The following is a 13,543-nucleotide window of genomic DNA, read 5'->3' as shown; positions in this document are numbered from 1 at the left end:
TCGCGGTGTCCGGACCCTGATCCAGAGCTATTCCGCGTCGCCCTCCAGGTCGCCCTCGGTCTCCAGGTAGACCTGCTGCAGCGCCGCCAGCGTCGCCGGCTCCGGCGACTCCCAGAGCTTGCGCTCGGCCGCCTCCAGCAGCCGCTCCGAGATGCTGTGCAGGGCCCACGGGTTGGACTGGTCCATGAACTTGCGGTTGTCCGGGTCCAGCACGTAGCTGGCCGCGAGCTGCTCGTACATCCAGTCGGCGACCACGCCCGCCGTCGCGTCGTAGCCGAACAGGTAGTCGACCGTCGCGGCCAGCTCGAACGCGCCCTTGTAGCCGTGCCGGCGCATGGCCGCGATCCAGCGCGGGTTGACCACGCGGGCCCGGAAGATCCGGGCGGTCTCCTCGGCGAGGCTGCGGGTCCTGGTCGCGTCCGGGTTCGTGGAGTCGCCGATGTACGCCGCCGGCGCCCGCCCGGTCAGCGCCCGCACGGTGGCGATCATGCCGCCGTGGTACTGGAAGTAGTCGTCGGAGTCGGCGATGTCGTGCTCACGGGTGTCGATGTTCTTGGCCGCGACCTCGATCCGCCGGTACGCGGTCTCCATGTCCCCGCGCGCCTCGACCCCGTCCAGCCCGCGGCCGTAGGCGAACCCGCCCCACACCGCGTACACCTCGGCCAGGTCGGCGTCGCCGCGCCAGTTGCGGCTGTCGATCAGCGGCAGGATCCCGGCCCCGTACGCGCCCGGCCGGGAGCCGAAGATCCGCGTGGTGGCCTGCCGCCAGCTCTTCTTCGCGCCGACGTCGGCCAGCGCGTGGGCCCGGACGAAGTTCTGCTCGGGGGTCTCGTCCAGCCCCGCCACCAGGCCCACGGCGTCGTCCAGCAGGGCCACCACGTGCGGGAACGCGTCGCGGAAGAAGCCGGAGATGCGCACGGTCACGTCGATCCGGGGCCGGCCCAGCTCGGCCAGCTCGATCGGCTCGATGCCGGTGACCCGGCGCGACGCCGGGTCCCAGAGGGGGCGTACCCCCATCAGCGCGAGGATCTCGGCGATGTCGTCGCCGGCGGTGCGCATGGCGCTGGTGCCCCAGGCGGAGAGGCCGACCGATTTCGGCCAGTCGCCGTAGTCGGCGCGGTAGCGGGTCAGCAGCGACTCGGCCATGGCCTGCCCGGTCTCCCAGGCCAGCATGCTCGGGATGGCCTTCGGGTCGACCGAGTAGAAGTTCCGGCCGGTGGGCAGCACGTTGATCAGGCCACGCAGCGGCGATCCGCTCGGCCCGGCCGGCACGTAACCGCCGTCGAGCGCGTGCAGGACGTTGGTCAGCTCGTCAGTGGTCCGGGCGAGCCGCGGCACGACCTCGGTCGCGGCGAACCGCAGCACGTTCGCCACGGTCTCGTCGCCGGTGACGCGGTCGGCCGCGGCCGGCTCCCAACCGGCCTCCTCCATGGCGGCGACCAGGGCCTTGGCCTGCTCCTCGACCGCATCGGTCTCGGCCGTGGACGCGCCCTCGGCCAGGCCCAGCGCCTCGCGCAACCCGGGCAGGGCCGCGACCTGGCCGGCCCACATCTGCCGGGCGCGGAGCATGGCGAGCACCAGGTTGACCCGGGCCTCGCCGCTCGGCGCGTTGCCGAGGATGTGCAGGCCGTCGCGGATCTGCACGTCCTTGATCTCGCACAGCCAGCCGTCGACGTGCAGGATGAACTCGTCGAACTCCTCGTCGCCGGGCCGGTCGGCCAGGCCCAGGTCGTGGTCCATCTTGGCCGCCTGGATCAGGGTCCAGATCTGGGCCCGGATGGCCGGCAGCTTGGCCGGGTCGAGCGCGGCGATGTTGGCGTGCTCGTCCAGCAGCTGCTCGAGGCGGGCGATGTCGCCGTAGGACTCCGCGCGGGCCATCGGCGGGATCAGGTGGTCGACCAGCGTGGCGTGCGCGCGCCGCTTGGCCTGGGTGCCCTCGCCCGGGTCGTTGACCAGGAACGGGTAGATCAGCGGCAGGTCGCCGAGCGCCGCGTCGGTGCCGTCCGAGGCGGACATGCCGACGTTCTTGCCCGGCAGCCACTCGAGGTTGCCGTGCTTGCCGACGTGCACGACCGCGTGCGCGCCGAACTCGTCGGCGAGCCACCGGTACGCCGCCAGGTAGTGGTGGCTCGGCGGCAGGTCGGGGTCGTGGTAGATGGCGACCGGGTTGGCGCCGAAGCCCCGGGGCGGCTGCACCATCACGACCACGTTCTCGTCGCGCAGGGCGGCGAGCACGATGGCGTCGTCGTCCACGTACAGCTCGCCGGGCGCCTCGCCCCAGTGCCGTTCCATGGCCTCGCGCAGGTCGGCCGGGAGCGTCGCGAACCACGTGCGGTAGGCCGCACCGGCGATGCGTACCGGATTGCCGGCGAGCTGCGCCTCGGTGAGCCAGTCCGGGTCCTGCCCGCCCGCCGCGATCAGCGCGTGGATCAGCTTGTCGCCGTCGCCCTCGGCGACGCCGGGGAAGTCACCGACCCGGTAGCCGCGCTCCCGCATCGCCTGCAGCAGCCGGACCGTGGACGCGGGCGTGTCGAGGCCGACGGCGTTGCCGATCCGCGAGTGCTTGGTCGGGTAGGCCGAGAGCATCACGACGATCCGGCGGTCGGCCGGCGGGATGTGCCGCAGCCGGGCGTGCGCGACGGCGATGCCGGCCACCCGGTCGGCGCGCTCCGGGTCCGGCACGTAGACCGACAGGCCGTCCGGGTCGATCTCCTTGAACGAGAACGGCACCGTGATGATCCGGCCGTCGAACTCGGGGATGGCGACCTGGGTGGCCGCGTCCAGCGGGGAGAGCCCGTCGTCGCTGGCCTCCCACGCGGCCCGGCTGCTGGTCAGGCACAGACCCTGCAGGATCGGCACGTCGAGATCGGCCAGCACCCCGACGTCCCAGGCCTCGTCGTCGCCGCCCGCGGACACCGTGGCCGGCCTGGTGCCGCCGGCCGCCAGCACGGTCACCACCAGGGCGTCGGCCTTGCGCAGCTCGGCCAGCAGCTCGGGCGAGGCGGTGCGCAGCGACGAGGTGAAGATCGGCAGCGGCTGCCCGCCCTTGCCCTCGATCGCCCGGCACAACGCCTCGACGAACGCCGTGTTGCCGGCCATGTGATGAGCGCGGTAGTAGAGCACCGCGATGGTGGGGCCGGTCTGCGCGGTGGCCGCACGCGGGAGCAGACCCCAGTCGGGCGCGGGCACCGGCGCGGCGAAGCCGTGACCGGTCAGCAGGATCGTGTCGGAGAGGAAGTCGTGCAGGGCGGCCAGGTTGTCGGCGCCGCCGTAGGCGAGGTAGCCGTGCGCCTCCGCGGCCACCCCCGCGGGCACGGTGGAGAGCTTCATCAGATCGGCGTCGGGGGCCTGCTCGCCGCCGAGCACGACCACCGGGACCGGCCCGGCGAGCAGCGCGTCGAGCCCCTCCTCCCAGGCCCGGCGGCCGCCCAGGATGCGCACGACGACCAGGTCGACCCCGTCGAGCAGGGCCGGCAGGTCGCCGACGGCGGTGCGGGCCGGGTTGGCCAGGCGGTAGGCCGAGCCGCTGGCCCGGGCGCTGAGCAGGTCGGTGTCGGACGTCGACAGCAGCAGAAACACAGCTCTCCCCTCGGGGTCCGCGCCCCGGGTAGCAACGAAGATCACGGCGACCGGAGTTCCTGGCTCCAAGGTCTATCAGGACCCTGTGACAGTGGCGGGACCGCGCCGGATTCGCACCGGCTTCCTCCGCGGCGTCGCCGCACGTGGCCTCCCACTCTCCTGAAGCGCGCGGATGCCGTCAAGGCGGGGTGGCGGGTGTGACGATGCCGACCGCCGCCGGAAAAGTGTCGGCGCCGATCCGTAGTATCCGGGCCGTGCCCATCCCATCCGTGCGCGCCGACGCCGATGCCTGCCCGGGCGCGCTGCGGCTGCACGCCGCGGCCGACGGGCCGCTGGCGCGCGTCCGCGTGCCGGGCGGCCGGCTGACCGGCGCGCAGCTGGGCACGCTGCGCGCCCTGGCCGCGCGCTGGGGCGACGGCTGCGCGGAGCTCACCAGCCGGGCCAACCTGCAGCTCAGGGGGCTGCGCGAGGCCCCGGTGGCCGAGCTGGCGGCGCGGCTGCGGGCCGCGGGCCTGCTGCCGTCGGAAACCCATGAACTGGTACGGAACATCGCCGCCTCGCCGTTGGCCGGAGGACTGCCGCTCGAGGCCCTGGACCGGGCCCTGTGCGCGGACCCGTCGCTGGCCGAGCTGCCGGGCCGGTTCCTGTTCGCGCTCGACGGCGGCGCGGGCGACGTGGCCTTCGGCGCCGACGTGGCCGCCCTCCCCCGCGGCGGCGAGACGGCGATCATCTTCGCGGGCGTGGACGCGGGGGTGCGCGTGCCGGCCGCCGAGGTGGTCCAGGCCCTGCTCGCGGCGGCGCACGCCTTCCTGGCGGAACGCGCCGCCCAGCTGGCCTCTCCCGCGCCCGGGGCACCCGTCCCGCCGAGCGCGCCCGCCGCGGCCGCTTTCCCTGTGACTGATCCCGACCGGCCGGCTGCCGAGCACACGGGCGTCGCGCCGAGTTCGGCCGGGGTCACCCACCCGCGGAACGACTCCGCCGCCGGCGGCCGGCGGGTGGCCTGGCGGGTGCGCGAGCTCACCGACGGAGCGGCCCGGGTCGCCGCCCGGACCGCCGCGGCGCTGGGCAGGACGCCGGGCGAGGCGGTGCGGTTGCCGCGGCCCGGCGTACGGGAGCCGATCGGGATCATCGAGCAGCCGGACGGGACCGTGGCCGTCGGGGCGCTGGTGCCGCTCGGGCGGCTCAGCGCCGTACAGCTGAAGGTGCTGGAGGCGGCGGAGAGCGTGATCGTCACGCCCTGGCGGGGGGTGGTCCTGCCCGGTCTGTCGCCGCAGACGGCCGCGGCGTGGGCCACGGCGCTGGCCGGGGCGGGGCTCGAGGTCGACCCGGGGTCGCGGTGGGCCGGGGTGACGGCCTGCGCGGGCCGGCCGGGCTGCGCGAAGTCGCTGGCCGACGTGCGGGCCGACGCGGACGCCGCCACGGTCGCGGGCGAGGGCCTGCCGGTGCACTGGGTCGGCTGCGCACGCGGGTGCGGGAGCCCGGCCGGGCCGCACGTGCGGGTCGAGGCGACCGGCACGGGATACGAGGTGCGCTCGCCGTGTGCGGGCGGCGCCGCCGCGATCGGTGAGGTGGGCGCGCTGGTCGGCGCCGCGAGGAAGGGCTGAGATGGAGTACGTGCGCGACGGCGCGGAGATCTACCGGCGGTCGTTCGCCACGATCCGGGCCGAGGCCGACCTGTCCGGGCTGCCGGCCGACGTGGCCCGGGTCGCGGTCCGGATGATCCACGCCTGCGGGATGGTGGAGCTGGCCGGGGACATCGGGTTCAGCCCGGGCGTGGTGACCGCGGCCCGCAAGGCCCTGCTCGGCGGGGCGCCGATCCTGTGCGACGCCGAGATGGTGGCGTCCGGGGTCACCCGCAAGCGGCTGCCCGCCGGCAACGAGGTGATCTGCACCCTGCGCGACCCGTCCGTGCCGGAGCTGGCCGCGCGGTCGGGTAACACGCGCAGCGCGGCGGCCCTGGAGCTGTGGGGTGACCGGCTGGGCAGCGCCGTGGTGGCGATCGGCAACGCCCCGACGGCGCTGTTCCGGCTGCTCGAGATGGTCGAGGCGGGCGCGCCGCGGCCGGCGGCGGTGCTGGGCATCCCGGTCGGGTTCATCGGCGCGGCCGAGTCGAAGGACGCCCTGGCCGCCTCGGACCTGGAGTATCTGGTCGTCCGGGGGCGGCGCGGCGGCAGCGCGATCACGGCGGCGGCGGTCAACGCCCTCGCCTCGGAGGAGGAGTAGTCATGGCGGGACGGCTGTTCGGGGTGGGGCTGGGCCCCGGCGACCCGGAGCTGGTCACCGTCAAGGCGGCCCGGCTGATCAGCGCGGCCGCGGTGATCGCGTACCACGCGGCCCGGCCCGGCCGCAGCAACGCCCGCGCGATCGCGGAGCCGTACCTGCGCGAGGGCCAGATCGAGGAACCCCTGATCTACCCGGTCACCACCGGGACCACCGACCACCCCGGCGGCTACCAGGGCGCGATCGACGAGTTCTACGCCCGGAGCGCCGAACGGCTGGCCGCCCACCTGGACGCGGGCCGCGACGTGGTGGTGCTGGCCGAGGGCGACCCGTTCTTCTACGGCTCCTACATGCACATGCACAAGCGCCTCGCCGACCGCTACGAGACGCAGGTCGTGCCCGGCGTGACCTCGGTGAGCGCCGCCTCGGCGGTGCTCGGCCGGCCGCTGATGGAACGCGACGAGATCCTCACCGTGCTGCCCGGCACCCTGCCCCCGGCCGAGCTGGCGGCCCGGCTGGCCGGCACCGACTCGGCGGCGATCATGAAGCTGGGCCGCACCTTCACCGGCGTCCGCGAGGCGCTGGCCCAGGCCGGCCGGCTGGAGGACGCCTGGTACGTGGAACGCGCGACGACCGACCGCGAACGCCACGCCCGGCTGGCCGACGTCGACCCGGCCTCCGTGCCGTACTTCTCGCTGGCGTTGCTGCCCAGCCCGGCCGCCGCGGCCTTCGGCGCCGAGCCGGTCGCGCGGGAGCAGCGCGGCCAGGTGACGGTCGTCGGGCTCGGCCCCGGCGGGCGCGACTGGCTGACCCCGCAGGCGCAGGAGGCCCTGGCCGCCGCGGACGACATCGTCGGCTACGGCCCGTACGTGGACCGGGTCCCCCCGAACGCCCGCCAGCGCCGCCACCCCTCGGACAACCGGGTGGAGGCGGAACGCGCGGCGTTCGCGCTCGACCTGGCCAAACGCGGCCGCAACGTGGCGGTGGTGTCGTCCGGCGACCCGGGCGTCTTCGCGATGGCCGCGGCGGTGCTGGAGGTCAGCGAGGACCCGCAGTGGAAGGACGTGCCGGTCCGCGTGGTGCCGGGCCTGACCGCGGCGCAGGCGGTGGCCAGCCGCGCGGGTGCGCCGCTGGGTCACGACTTCTGCGTGATGTCGCTCTCCGACCGGCTCAAGCCGTGGGAGGTGATCGCGGCCCGGCTGTCGGCGGCGGCCGGCGCCGACCTGGTGATCGCCATCTACAACCCGGCGTCGCAGAGCCGCCAGGAACAGCTCGTCCGGGCCCGCGACGTGCTGCTGGAGCACCGCAGCCCGGCGACGCCGGTGGTGGTGGGCCGCGACGTGGGCGGTCCGCAGGAATCGGTGAAGGTGACCACCCTGGGCGACCTCGACCCGGCGACGATCGACATGCGCTGCCTGCTGATCATCGGCTCGAGCCAGACCAGGGTGACAACCCGCGGTGACGGCACCAGCCAGGTGTACACGCCCCGCCACTACCCCGCCTGATCCACCCGCCCGCCTGCTCGGCTTCGGCCGCCTGCTCGGCTTCGGCCGCCTGCTCGGCTTCGGCCACCTGCTCGGCTTCGGCCACCGCACCGCTTCACCCGCCACGCGGGTTCAGCCATCACCCCGGCCCGGCTTGGGCCGCCGGTCCGCGCGCGAGCCAGTCGAGGGCGGCCGCCACCGTGGGCGCGGTCGCGACGCCGGGCGGCAACGGCGGGCGGTCCACCAGCACCACGGGAAGACCGCGTTCCCGGGCGGCGTCGAGCTTCGCCGTGCCCCCGCCGCTGTCCTTGGTGACCAGCACGTCGATACGGTGCCCGGCGAGCAGGGCCCGCTCACCGTCGAGCGTGAACGGGCCGCGGTCCAGCAGCACCTCGAGGCGGCCCGGCACGGGCGGCGCGGGAGGCTCGACGGAGCGCGAGAGGAACCAGCACGCGTCCACCCCGGCGAACGCCCCGATGCTCTGGCGGCCGGTGGTCAGGAAGACGCGCTCGCCCAGCGCGGGAAGCAGCGCCGCGGCAGCCCCGAGGCCGGAGACACGATGCCAGACGTCACCCGGCCGCGACGCCCATCCCGGCCGGCGCAACACCACCAGCGGAACCCCGGCCCGCGCCGACGCGGCAACCGCATGCCCGGTCATCGTCGCGGCGAAGGGGTGCGTGGCGTCCACAACCGCATCGATTTCCCGCTCCTGGAGGAACCGGACCAGCCCGTCGACGCCGCCGAACCCGCCGATCCGGACCTCACCGGGGGGAAGCAGCGGGGAGGTGGTACGGCCGGCCAGGGAGCTGATCACCTGGAGGGCGGGGGTTGCGGCGCAGGCTGCTGCCAGTGCCCTTCCCTCAGTTGTTCCGCCGAGGACGAGGACTCTGAGGGGCGGTCCGGGCGGTCCGGGCGGTCCGGGCGGTCCGGTCGGCCTGCTCGGCCTGCTCAACCTGCTCGGACCGGCCGGCCCGGTGGGGCCGGTCGGCGCCGTCGGTCCGCTTGGCCCCGTCGGTCCGCTTGGCCCCGTCGGTCCGCTTGGCCGGGTCGCTTTGATCGGCCCCGTGGGACCACGTGATCCGGGTAGCTTCTGAGGCCCGGGCGCCCCGGATGCCTCCGGCCTGGGTGGCCTCGATCGCCGGGCTGGCCTGGGTAGCCCGGACGCCCCAGCGGGCCCGGGCAGCCCGGACGCCCCAGCTGGCCCGGCTGGCTCGGATAGCCCGGAGGCCGCAGCCGGCCCGCCTCGCTCGAAAAGCCCGGATGCCCCACCCGACCCGGCTGGCTCGGATAGACCCGACGCCCCGCCGGACCGGGCTGGCTCGAATAGCCCTGACCGCCCGGCTGGCTCGGACAGCCCCGCTGGCCCCGTTGGCCCGGACGGCCCGGACATCCCCGCTGGCCTGGACGGCCCGGCGGACGGCGTCGCATCGGCCGCCGGAGAAGCGGGTCCGCTCATCCCCTGCACCCGGCGCCCGCCGGATCCCACCCGCTCACGGGCGGCATCGGTCCGCGGAATAGAGGTGGCTGTCCGGGAAGGCCGACGCGGTCAGCGCCGCGCCCACCACAATGACGGCCGTGCGCTTGATACCGGCGGCAGCCACCTTCTCGGCGATGTCCGCCAGCGTGCCGCGCACGATCAGCTCGTCCGCCCGGCTGGCCCGGGCCACCACGGCGACCGGACACTGCTCGCCATAACTGGGCACCAGTTCGGCGACCACCGCGTCGATGCGCTGCACGGCCAGGTGCAGCACCATCGTCGACCTGCTCGCACCGAGGGTGGCCAGATCCTCACCGGGTGGCATGGCCGTGGCCCGCTCGGCCGTGCGGGTGAGGATCACCGTCTGGGCCACCCCGGGCACCGTGAACTCCCGTCCCAGCGAGGCGGCAGCAGCCGCGAACGCGGGCACGCCGGGCGTCACGTCGTACTCGACGCCGGCCTCGTCCAGCCGGCGCATCTGCTCGGCGACCGCGCTGAACACGGACGGGTCGCCGGAGTGCAGCCGCGCCACGTCCTGCCCGGCCTTCGCGGCGGTGACGAGCTCGGTGATGATCTCGTCCAGGGTCAGCCGCGCGGTGTCCACGAGCCGGGCGCCGGGCGGGCAGTAGGCCAGCAGTTCGGCGGGCACCAGGCTGCCCGCGTACAGGCAGACCGGCGACGTCTCGATCAGCCGCTGCCCCCGTACCGTGATGAGATCGGCGGCGCCGGGCCCGGCGCCGATGAAATGCACCGTCACGGCTTCGTCACCGACCAGATGGTCACCGGCATCATCGCTCTCCATCCCGTGAACCCGCCGACCGGCGCCGCCCGCTGCACGGCGACCCGGGTCAGATCACCGCCCAGCTTCGCGTACCAGGCCGCCAGCACGGCCTCCGACTCCAGCGTCACCGCATTGGCGACCAACCGCCCACCGCCGGGCAAAGCATCCAGCGCGGCCTCGACGACACCGTCCCGCGTGACCCCGCCACCGATGAAAACCACGTCGGGCGCCGGCAACCCGGCCAGGGCGCCGGGCGCCCGCCCCTCGACCACCCGAAGCTTCGGTACGCCCAGAGCAGCCGCGTTGCGCACAATTCGGCCAGCGCGCACGGGATCGGACTCGATGGCCACGGCCCGGCAGTCCCGGTGGGTACGCATCCACTCGATCGCGATGCTGCCCGAGCCCGCGCCGACGTCCCAGAGCAGTTCGCCCGGCTGGGGCCCGAGGACGGCGAGGGTGACGGCTCGGACCTCGCGCTTGGTGAGCTGGCCGTCGCTCTCGTAGACGGCGTCGGGGAGGCCGGGGACGAGGGGGCGGGGGCCGGTCGCATCGGGGATCCGGTCGCGCCCGGCCTCCGCGGGAACGCGGGCGGGTCCGGCGGCGAGGGGCCCGGTCGGCTGCCGCACGGGAGACGGCGGACAGGCTACGGCGACCACATTGAGCGGGTCGATGTCGCTCAGCTCGAGCGACGACGCCAAGCCGGAGATCACCCGCTCGGCCGAGGCGCCCAGCTGCTCCAACACCGTGACAGTGCTGTTGCCGTACCCCCGGGAGGTCAGCAGGGCCGCGACGGCGGCCGGGGTCTGCGCACCCGCGCTGAGCAGCAGAATCCTGCGGCCCGGGTGGATGAGCGGGTGCAGTTCCTCGACCGGGGCCGTGACCAGGCTCAACACGTCGGTCTCCGACAGTGGCCAGCCCAGCCGGGCGGCCGCGAGCGACACCGAGGACGGGTGCGGAACGACCCGCACGGCCGCAGCCCCGAGCAGTCGGACCAGCGTGGCGCCGATGCCGTGGAACATTGGGTCACCGCTGGCCAGCACCGCGATGCGCCGGCCGCGGTGCGCGTCGAGCAGCCCGGGCAGGGCCGGCACCAGCGGCGACGGCCACGGCACCCGGTCACCCGCGATTGAGGGCGGCAGCAGGGCGAGCTGCCGGGAACTGCCGAAGATCACCTGCGCGCCGGCGAGGGCCGCGGTGGCCGTACCCGACAATCCCGGCCAGCCGTCCGCGCCGATGCCGACCACGGTGAGGCCGGCGGGTTCGTCAGTCACGTCGTGACGGTAGCCGCCGGTCACCTGGCCCTCCTCCGCCGCACCCCTTGATCTACGTCCCTTCGCCGGCAGACGCGCAGGTCTTCGTGGCAATGATGGCGTCTGTCCGTCTTCGTCACTCCTTGATCTCGCTCGGAATGGGCCGCCGGGGCCGCCGGTGCACGGTCACAGCCCATCGCGCGCGTCTCTGGCCTCCTCCGCGTCTTTCCTAGAAACGCCGACGATGACCCTTCGACGACCCGACCTCGCCCGCTCAAGCGCTCCACCCGATGCCGATGCCGTGTGACATTCCACCCGGGCGACGTGCGATGTTCCGGTCCGGTTCTTTCGGCGACGGAGGCCATCGGACGGCGAGCCGAGCAGGAGCTCCCCGGCCCGCTCCCGTTGATCTACCTGGGCATAGTTCCGCCCCGCCCCGGGCCGGCGCATTCCCGGCCGCCGGGCCCGGCGTCGATCCGGTCGCCAAGATCAATGCTGGCTGTCGACTTTTTCTGTTCAGTTTTGAGCCTTCACCCGCTGAACCGCGTAGTACCCCTCGACGGCCTGCCGAGACCGGACCGTCACGTCGGCCGCTGGGGGGTGGCAGACGCCGAAGGACGACTGCTGAGCGGGTGAGGTCGATGGCGCGAGCGTACGGCGATACTGCCGGCCGATCAGGGCCGACCATGTTCCAACCCTTCGATGACCTGCGCGAACCCGGGTACGAGCCGGCGACCTCGGCCGCGCCGACGATGACCCCGGAGCGTGGTTTCTGGGAGCAGCCCGACCTGAACGAGGCCGTGCCGCGCGGCGACATCGTCGTCGAGGCGCCGGACGAGTCGGGGTGGCAGAGCTCCGGACCGGCGATCGTCACCGACGACCGCCCTCCGGCCGAGGCCACCTCCGGTAACCGCCTGCTCACGGTCCTGCTGTTCTTCTCCGGGCTGGCCACGAGCGTCTCGCTCTGGCTCTTCGACACCCAGCCGGGCGCGATCAACGACACCGCGACGCTGATGATGGCCGTCGGCCGGATCACCGGGCTCGTCGCCGGCTACCTGCTCTTCATCCAGCTGCTGATGATGAGCCGGGTGTCCTGGCTCGAGGAGTGGGTCGGCGCCCGGGACCTGCTGCGCTGGCACCGCTGGCTGGGCACCACGCTGGTCGTCACGGTGCTCACCCACATCGTCTTCATCGTCTACGGCTACGCGCTGACCGCCGAGGCCGGCGTCGTCGACCAGGGCTGGACGATCATCACCACGCTGCCCGAGATGATCAGCGCCACGGTGGCCACCGGCCTGCTGGTCCTGATCAGCGTGATCTCGATCCGGGCCGCGCGCTCCAAGCTGCCGTACGAGCTTTGGCACCTCATCCACCTGACCGCGTACCTGGTCCTGCTGCTGGGCTACGGCCACCAGGTGGCCACCGGGGCGGATCTCTCCGGCCGCTTCGCGTCGGTCTTCTGGCCGGCGCTCGCCGCGCTGGTCATCGCCGCGCTGTTCTGGGGGCGCCTGGTCGAGCCGCTGTGGCTCAATGTGCGGCACCGCTTCGAGGTGGCGGAGGTCGTGGCCGAGGGCGCCAACACGTTTTCCATCTACATCGACGGCCGCAACCTGGACCGGCTGCCCGCCCAGGCGGGCCAGTTCATGCGCTGGCGCTTCCTGACCGCGAACGGCTGGTGGCAGACGCACCCGTTCTCGCTGTCGGCCGCGCCGAACTCCCAGTGGCTGCGCCTGACCGTCACCGCGGTCGGCGGGCACACCGCGAAGCTCGCGGAGATGCAGCCGGGCACGACGATCCTGGCGGAGGGCCCGTTCGGCACCTTCACCGCGCAGCGCCGGACCCGGCGGCGGGCGCTGCTGATCGCGGGCGGCAGCGGAATCGCGCCGATCCGGGCGCTGCTCGAGGACATGCCGCCGGACACGATCGTGATCTACCGGGCCAGCCGCCCGGACGAGCTGGTGTTCCGCGAGGAGCTGGAGGAGCTGGCCGAGCGCCGCGACGCCTGGGTCCGCTACATCGTCGGCTCCCGCAACGACCCGGGCCCCCGCCGGCTCTTCACGGCCAACGGGCTGCTCGGGCTGGTGCCCGACGTCAACCGCCGGGACGTCTACCTGTGCGGCCCGCCCGGGCTGGTCGACGCCGCCGTGCAGACCCTGCGCGAACTGGAAGTGCCTGACAGCCAGTTGCACCTCGATCCCTTCGAATTCTGATTCCGGGAGTTTCCTCATGCGACGCAGCACCGCAGCAGCCGTTGGGACGTTGACCGGCGCCGCCCTGATCGTCGGGGTCCGGCTGAGCGTCTCCGCGCCGGTGGTTCCCTCGGCCGCGCCGCCCGTCGTCGACCTGGCGAACTCCGGCCAGGACGCCGATCCGCCGCCGGCGGCCTCCTCGGGGAAGAAGCCGTCGTCGAAGAAGCCGGCGGCCAAGCCGACCGAGGACACCGAGGGCGAAGCGGGCGGCAGCGGCCTGAAGAACGGCATCTTCAAGGGCTCGGCGGCGAAGAACCCGTACGGCACCATCCAGGTCTCGATCAAGGTGTCCGGCGGCAAAATCACCGCGGCGGACGCGACGTACCCGGTCACCGGCGACAGCGCGACGATCAACCCGCCGGCGATCGCCTCGCTCAAGCAGAGCACGGTGAAGGCGCAGAGCGCCGACGTCGACGCCGTCTCCGGCGCGACGTTCACCTCGGAGTCGTACGTGAAATCCCTGCAGGCGGCCATCGACCAGGCAACGGCGTAGAGTCCGGCGC

General features: G+C 74.1%; 9 protein-coding genes and 1 riboswitch. Of the genes, 5 read left to right on the top strand and 4 right to left on the bottom strand.

The window, feature by feature from the left end:
• Positions 1-27: 27 nt before the first annotated feature.
• Positions 28-3,579, bottom strand: a complete 3,552-nt coding sequence (gene cobN, locus Ani05nite_RS06505; RefSeq protein ID WP_203765996.1) for a cobaltochelatase subunit CobN — start codon at positions 3,577-3,579, stop codon at positions 28-30.
• A 53-nt stretch (positions 3,580-3,632) separates the two neighbouring features.
• Positions 3,633-3,706, bottom strand: a riboswitch (cobalamin riboswitch).
• Positions 3,707-3,833: 127 nt separating this feature from the next.
• On the opposite strand from cobN, the gene Ani05nite_RS06500 reads away from it, so the two are divergent.
• From Ani05nite_RS06500 to Ani05nite_RS06490, 3 genes are read left to right on the top strand one after another with little or no spacing between them, the layout of a single operon-like run.
• On the top strand, positions 3,834-5,183 hold the full coding sequence (locus Ani05nite_RS06500) for a ferredoxin-like domain-containing protein (RefSeq protein ID WP_239129395.1): 1,350 nt from the start codon (positions 3,834-3,836) through the stop codon (positions 5,181-5,183).
• Position 5,184: 1 nt separating this feature from the next.
• Entirely contained in the window at positions 5,185-5,802 is a 618-nt protein-coding gene (locus Ani05nite_RS06495) for a precorrin-8X methylmutase (protein ID WP_203765994.1), read from the top strand.
• A 2-nt stretch (positions 5,803-5,804) separates the two neighbouring features.
• Positions 5,805-7,304, top strand: coding sequence for a precorrin-2 C(20)-methyltransferase (locus tag Ani05nite_RS06490; protein WP_203765992.1), 1,500 nt, complete (start codon positions 5,805-5,807; stop codon positions 7,302-7,304).
• A gap of 118 nt (positions 7,305-7,422) precedes the next feature.
• Here Ani05nite_RS06490 and Ani05nite_RS40850 read toward each other — a convergent pair whose 3' ends face one another.
• The 3 genes from Ani05nite_RS40850 to cbiE form a co-directional block, all read right to left on the bottom strand.
• Positions 7,423-8,235: a cobalt-precorrin-6A reductase gene (locus tag Ani05nite_RS40850; RefSeq protein ID WP_239129392.1), complete on the bottom strand. Its 813-nt coding sequence runs from the start codon at positions 8,233-8,235 to the stop codon at positions 7,423-7,425.
• Positions 8,236-8,773: 538 nt separating this feature from the next.
• Entirely contained in the window at positions 8,774-9,517 is a 744-nt protein-coding gene (gene cobM / locus Ani05nite_RS06480; protein ID WP_203765989.1) for a precorrin-4 C(11)-methyltransferase, read from the bottom strand.
• The gene (cbiE, locus tag Ani05nite_RS06475) at positions 9,514-10,812 is read right to left on the bottom strand and encodes a precorrin-6y C5,15-methyltransferase (decarboxylating) subunit CbiE (protein WP_203765988.1); all 1,299 of its coding nucleotides are present in this window, start codon (positions 10,810-10,812) and stop codon (positions 9,514-9,516) included. The genes cobM and cbiE overlap by 4 nt, the downstream gene beginning before the upstream one ends.
• Positions 10,813-11,477: 665 nt before the next feature.
• On the opposite strand from cbiE, the gene Ani05nite_RS06470 reads away from it, so the two are divergent.
• Both Ani05nite_RS06470 and Ani05nite_RS06465 read left to right on the top strand, forming a co-directional pair.
• The gene (locus Ani05nite_RS06470; RefSeq protein ID WP_203765987.1) at positions 11,478-13,001 is read left to right on the top strand and encodes a ferredoxin reductase family protein; all 1,524 of its coding nucleotides are present in this window, start codon (positions 11,478-11,480) and stop codon (positions 12,999-13,001) included.
• A 16-nt stretch (positions 13,002-13,017) separates the two neighbouring features.
• Positions 13,018-13,533: an FMN-binding protein gene (locus tag Ani05nite_RS06465; protein WP_203765986.1), complete on the top strand. Its 516-nt coding sequence runs from the start codon at positions 13,018-13,020 to the stop codon at positions 13,531-13,533.
• Positions 13,534-13,543: the final 10 nt, after the last annotated feature.

The organism is Actinoplanes nipponensis (assembly GCF_016862275.1).
Classification (GTDB): Bacteria; Actinomycetota; Actinomycetes; order Mycobacteriales; family Micromonosporaceae; genus Actinoplanes; species Actinoplanes nipponensis.
The sequence above is the reverse complement of the archived record's forward strand: the minus strand, read 5'-3'. Positions and strand labels throughout refer to the sequence as shown.

What these genes read in the sequence shown, in the direction of transcription:
- Ani05nite_RS06495 (WP_203765994.1), top strand. Translation starts at nt 5,185, where the DNA reads ATGGAGTACGTGCGCGACGGCGCGGAGATCTACCGGCGGTCGTTCGCC.
- Ani05nite_RS06465 (WP_203765986.1), top strand. Translation starts at nt 13,018, where the DNA reads ATGCGACGCAGCACCGCAGCAGCCGTTGGGACGTTGACCGGCGCCGCC.
- Ani05nite_RS06490 (WP_203765992.1), top strand. Translation starts at nt 5,805, where the DNA reads ATGGCGGGACGGCTGTTCGGGGTGGGGCTGGGCCCCGGCGACCCGGAG.
- Ani05nite_RS06470 (WP_203765987.1), top strand. Translation starts at nt 11,478, where the DNA reads ATGTTCCAACCCTTCGATGACCTGCGCGAACCCGGGTACGAGCCGGCG.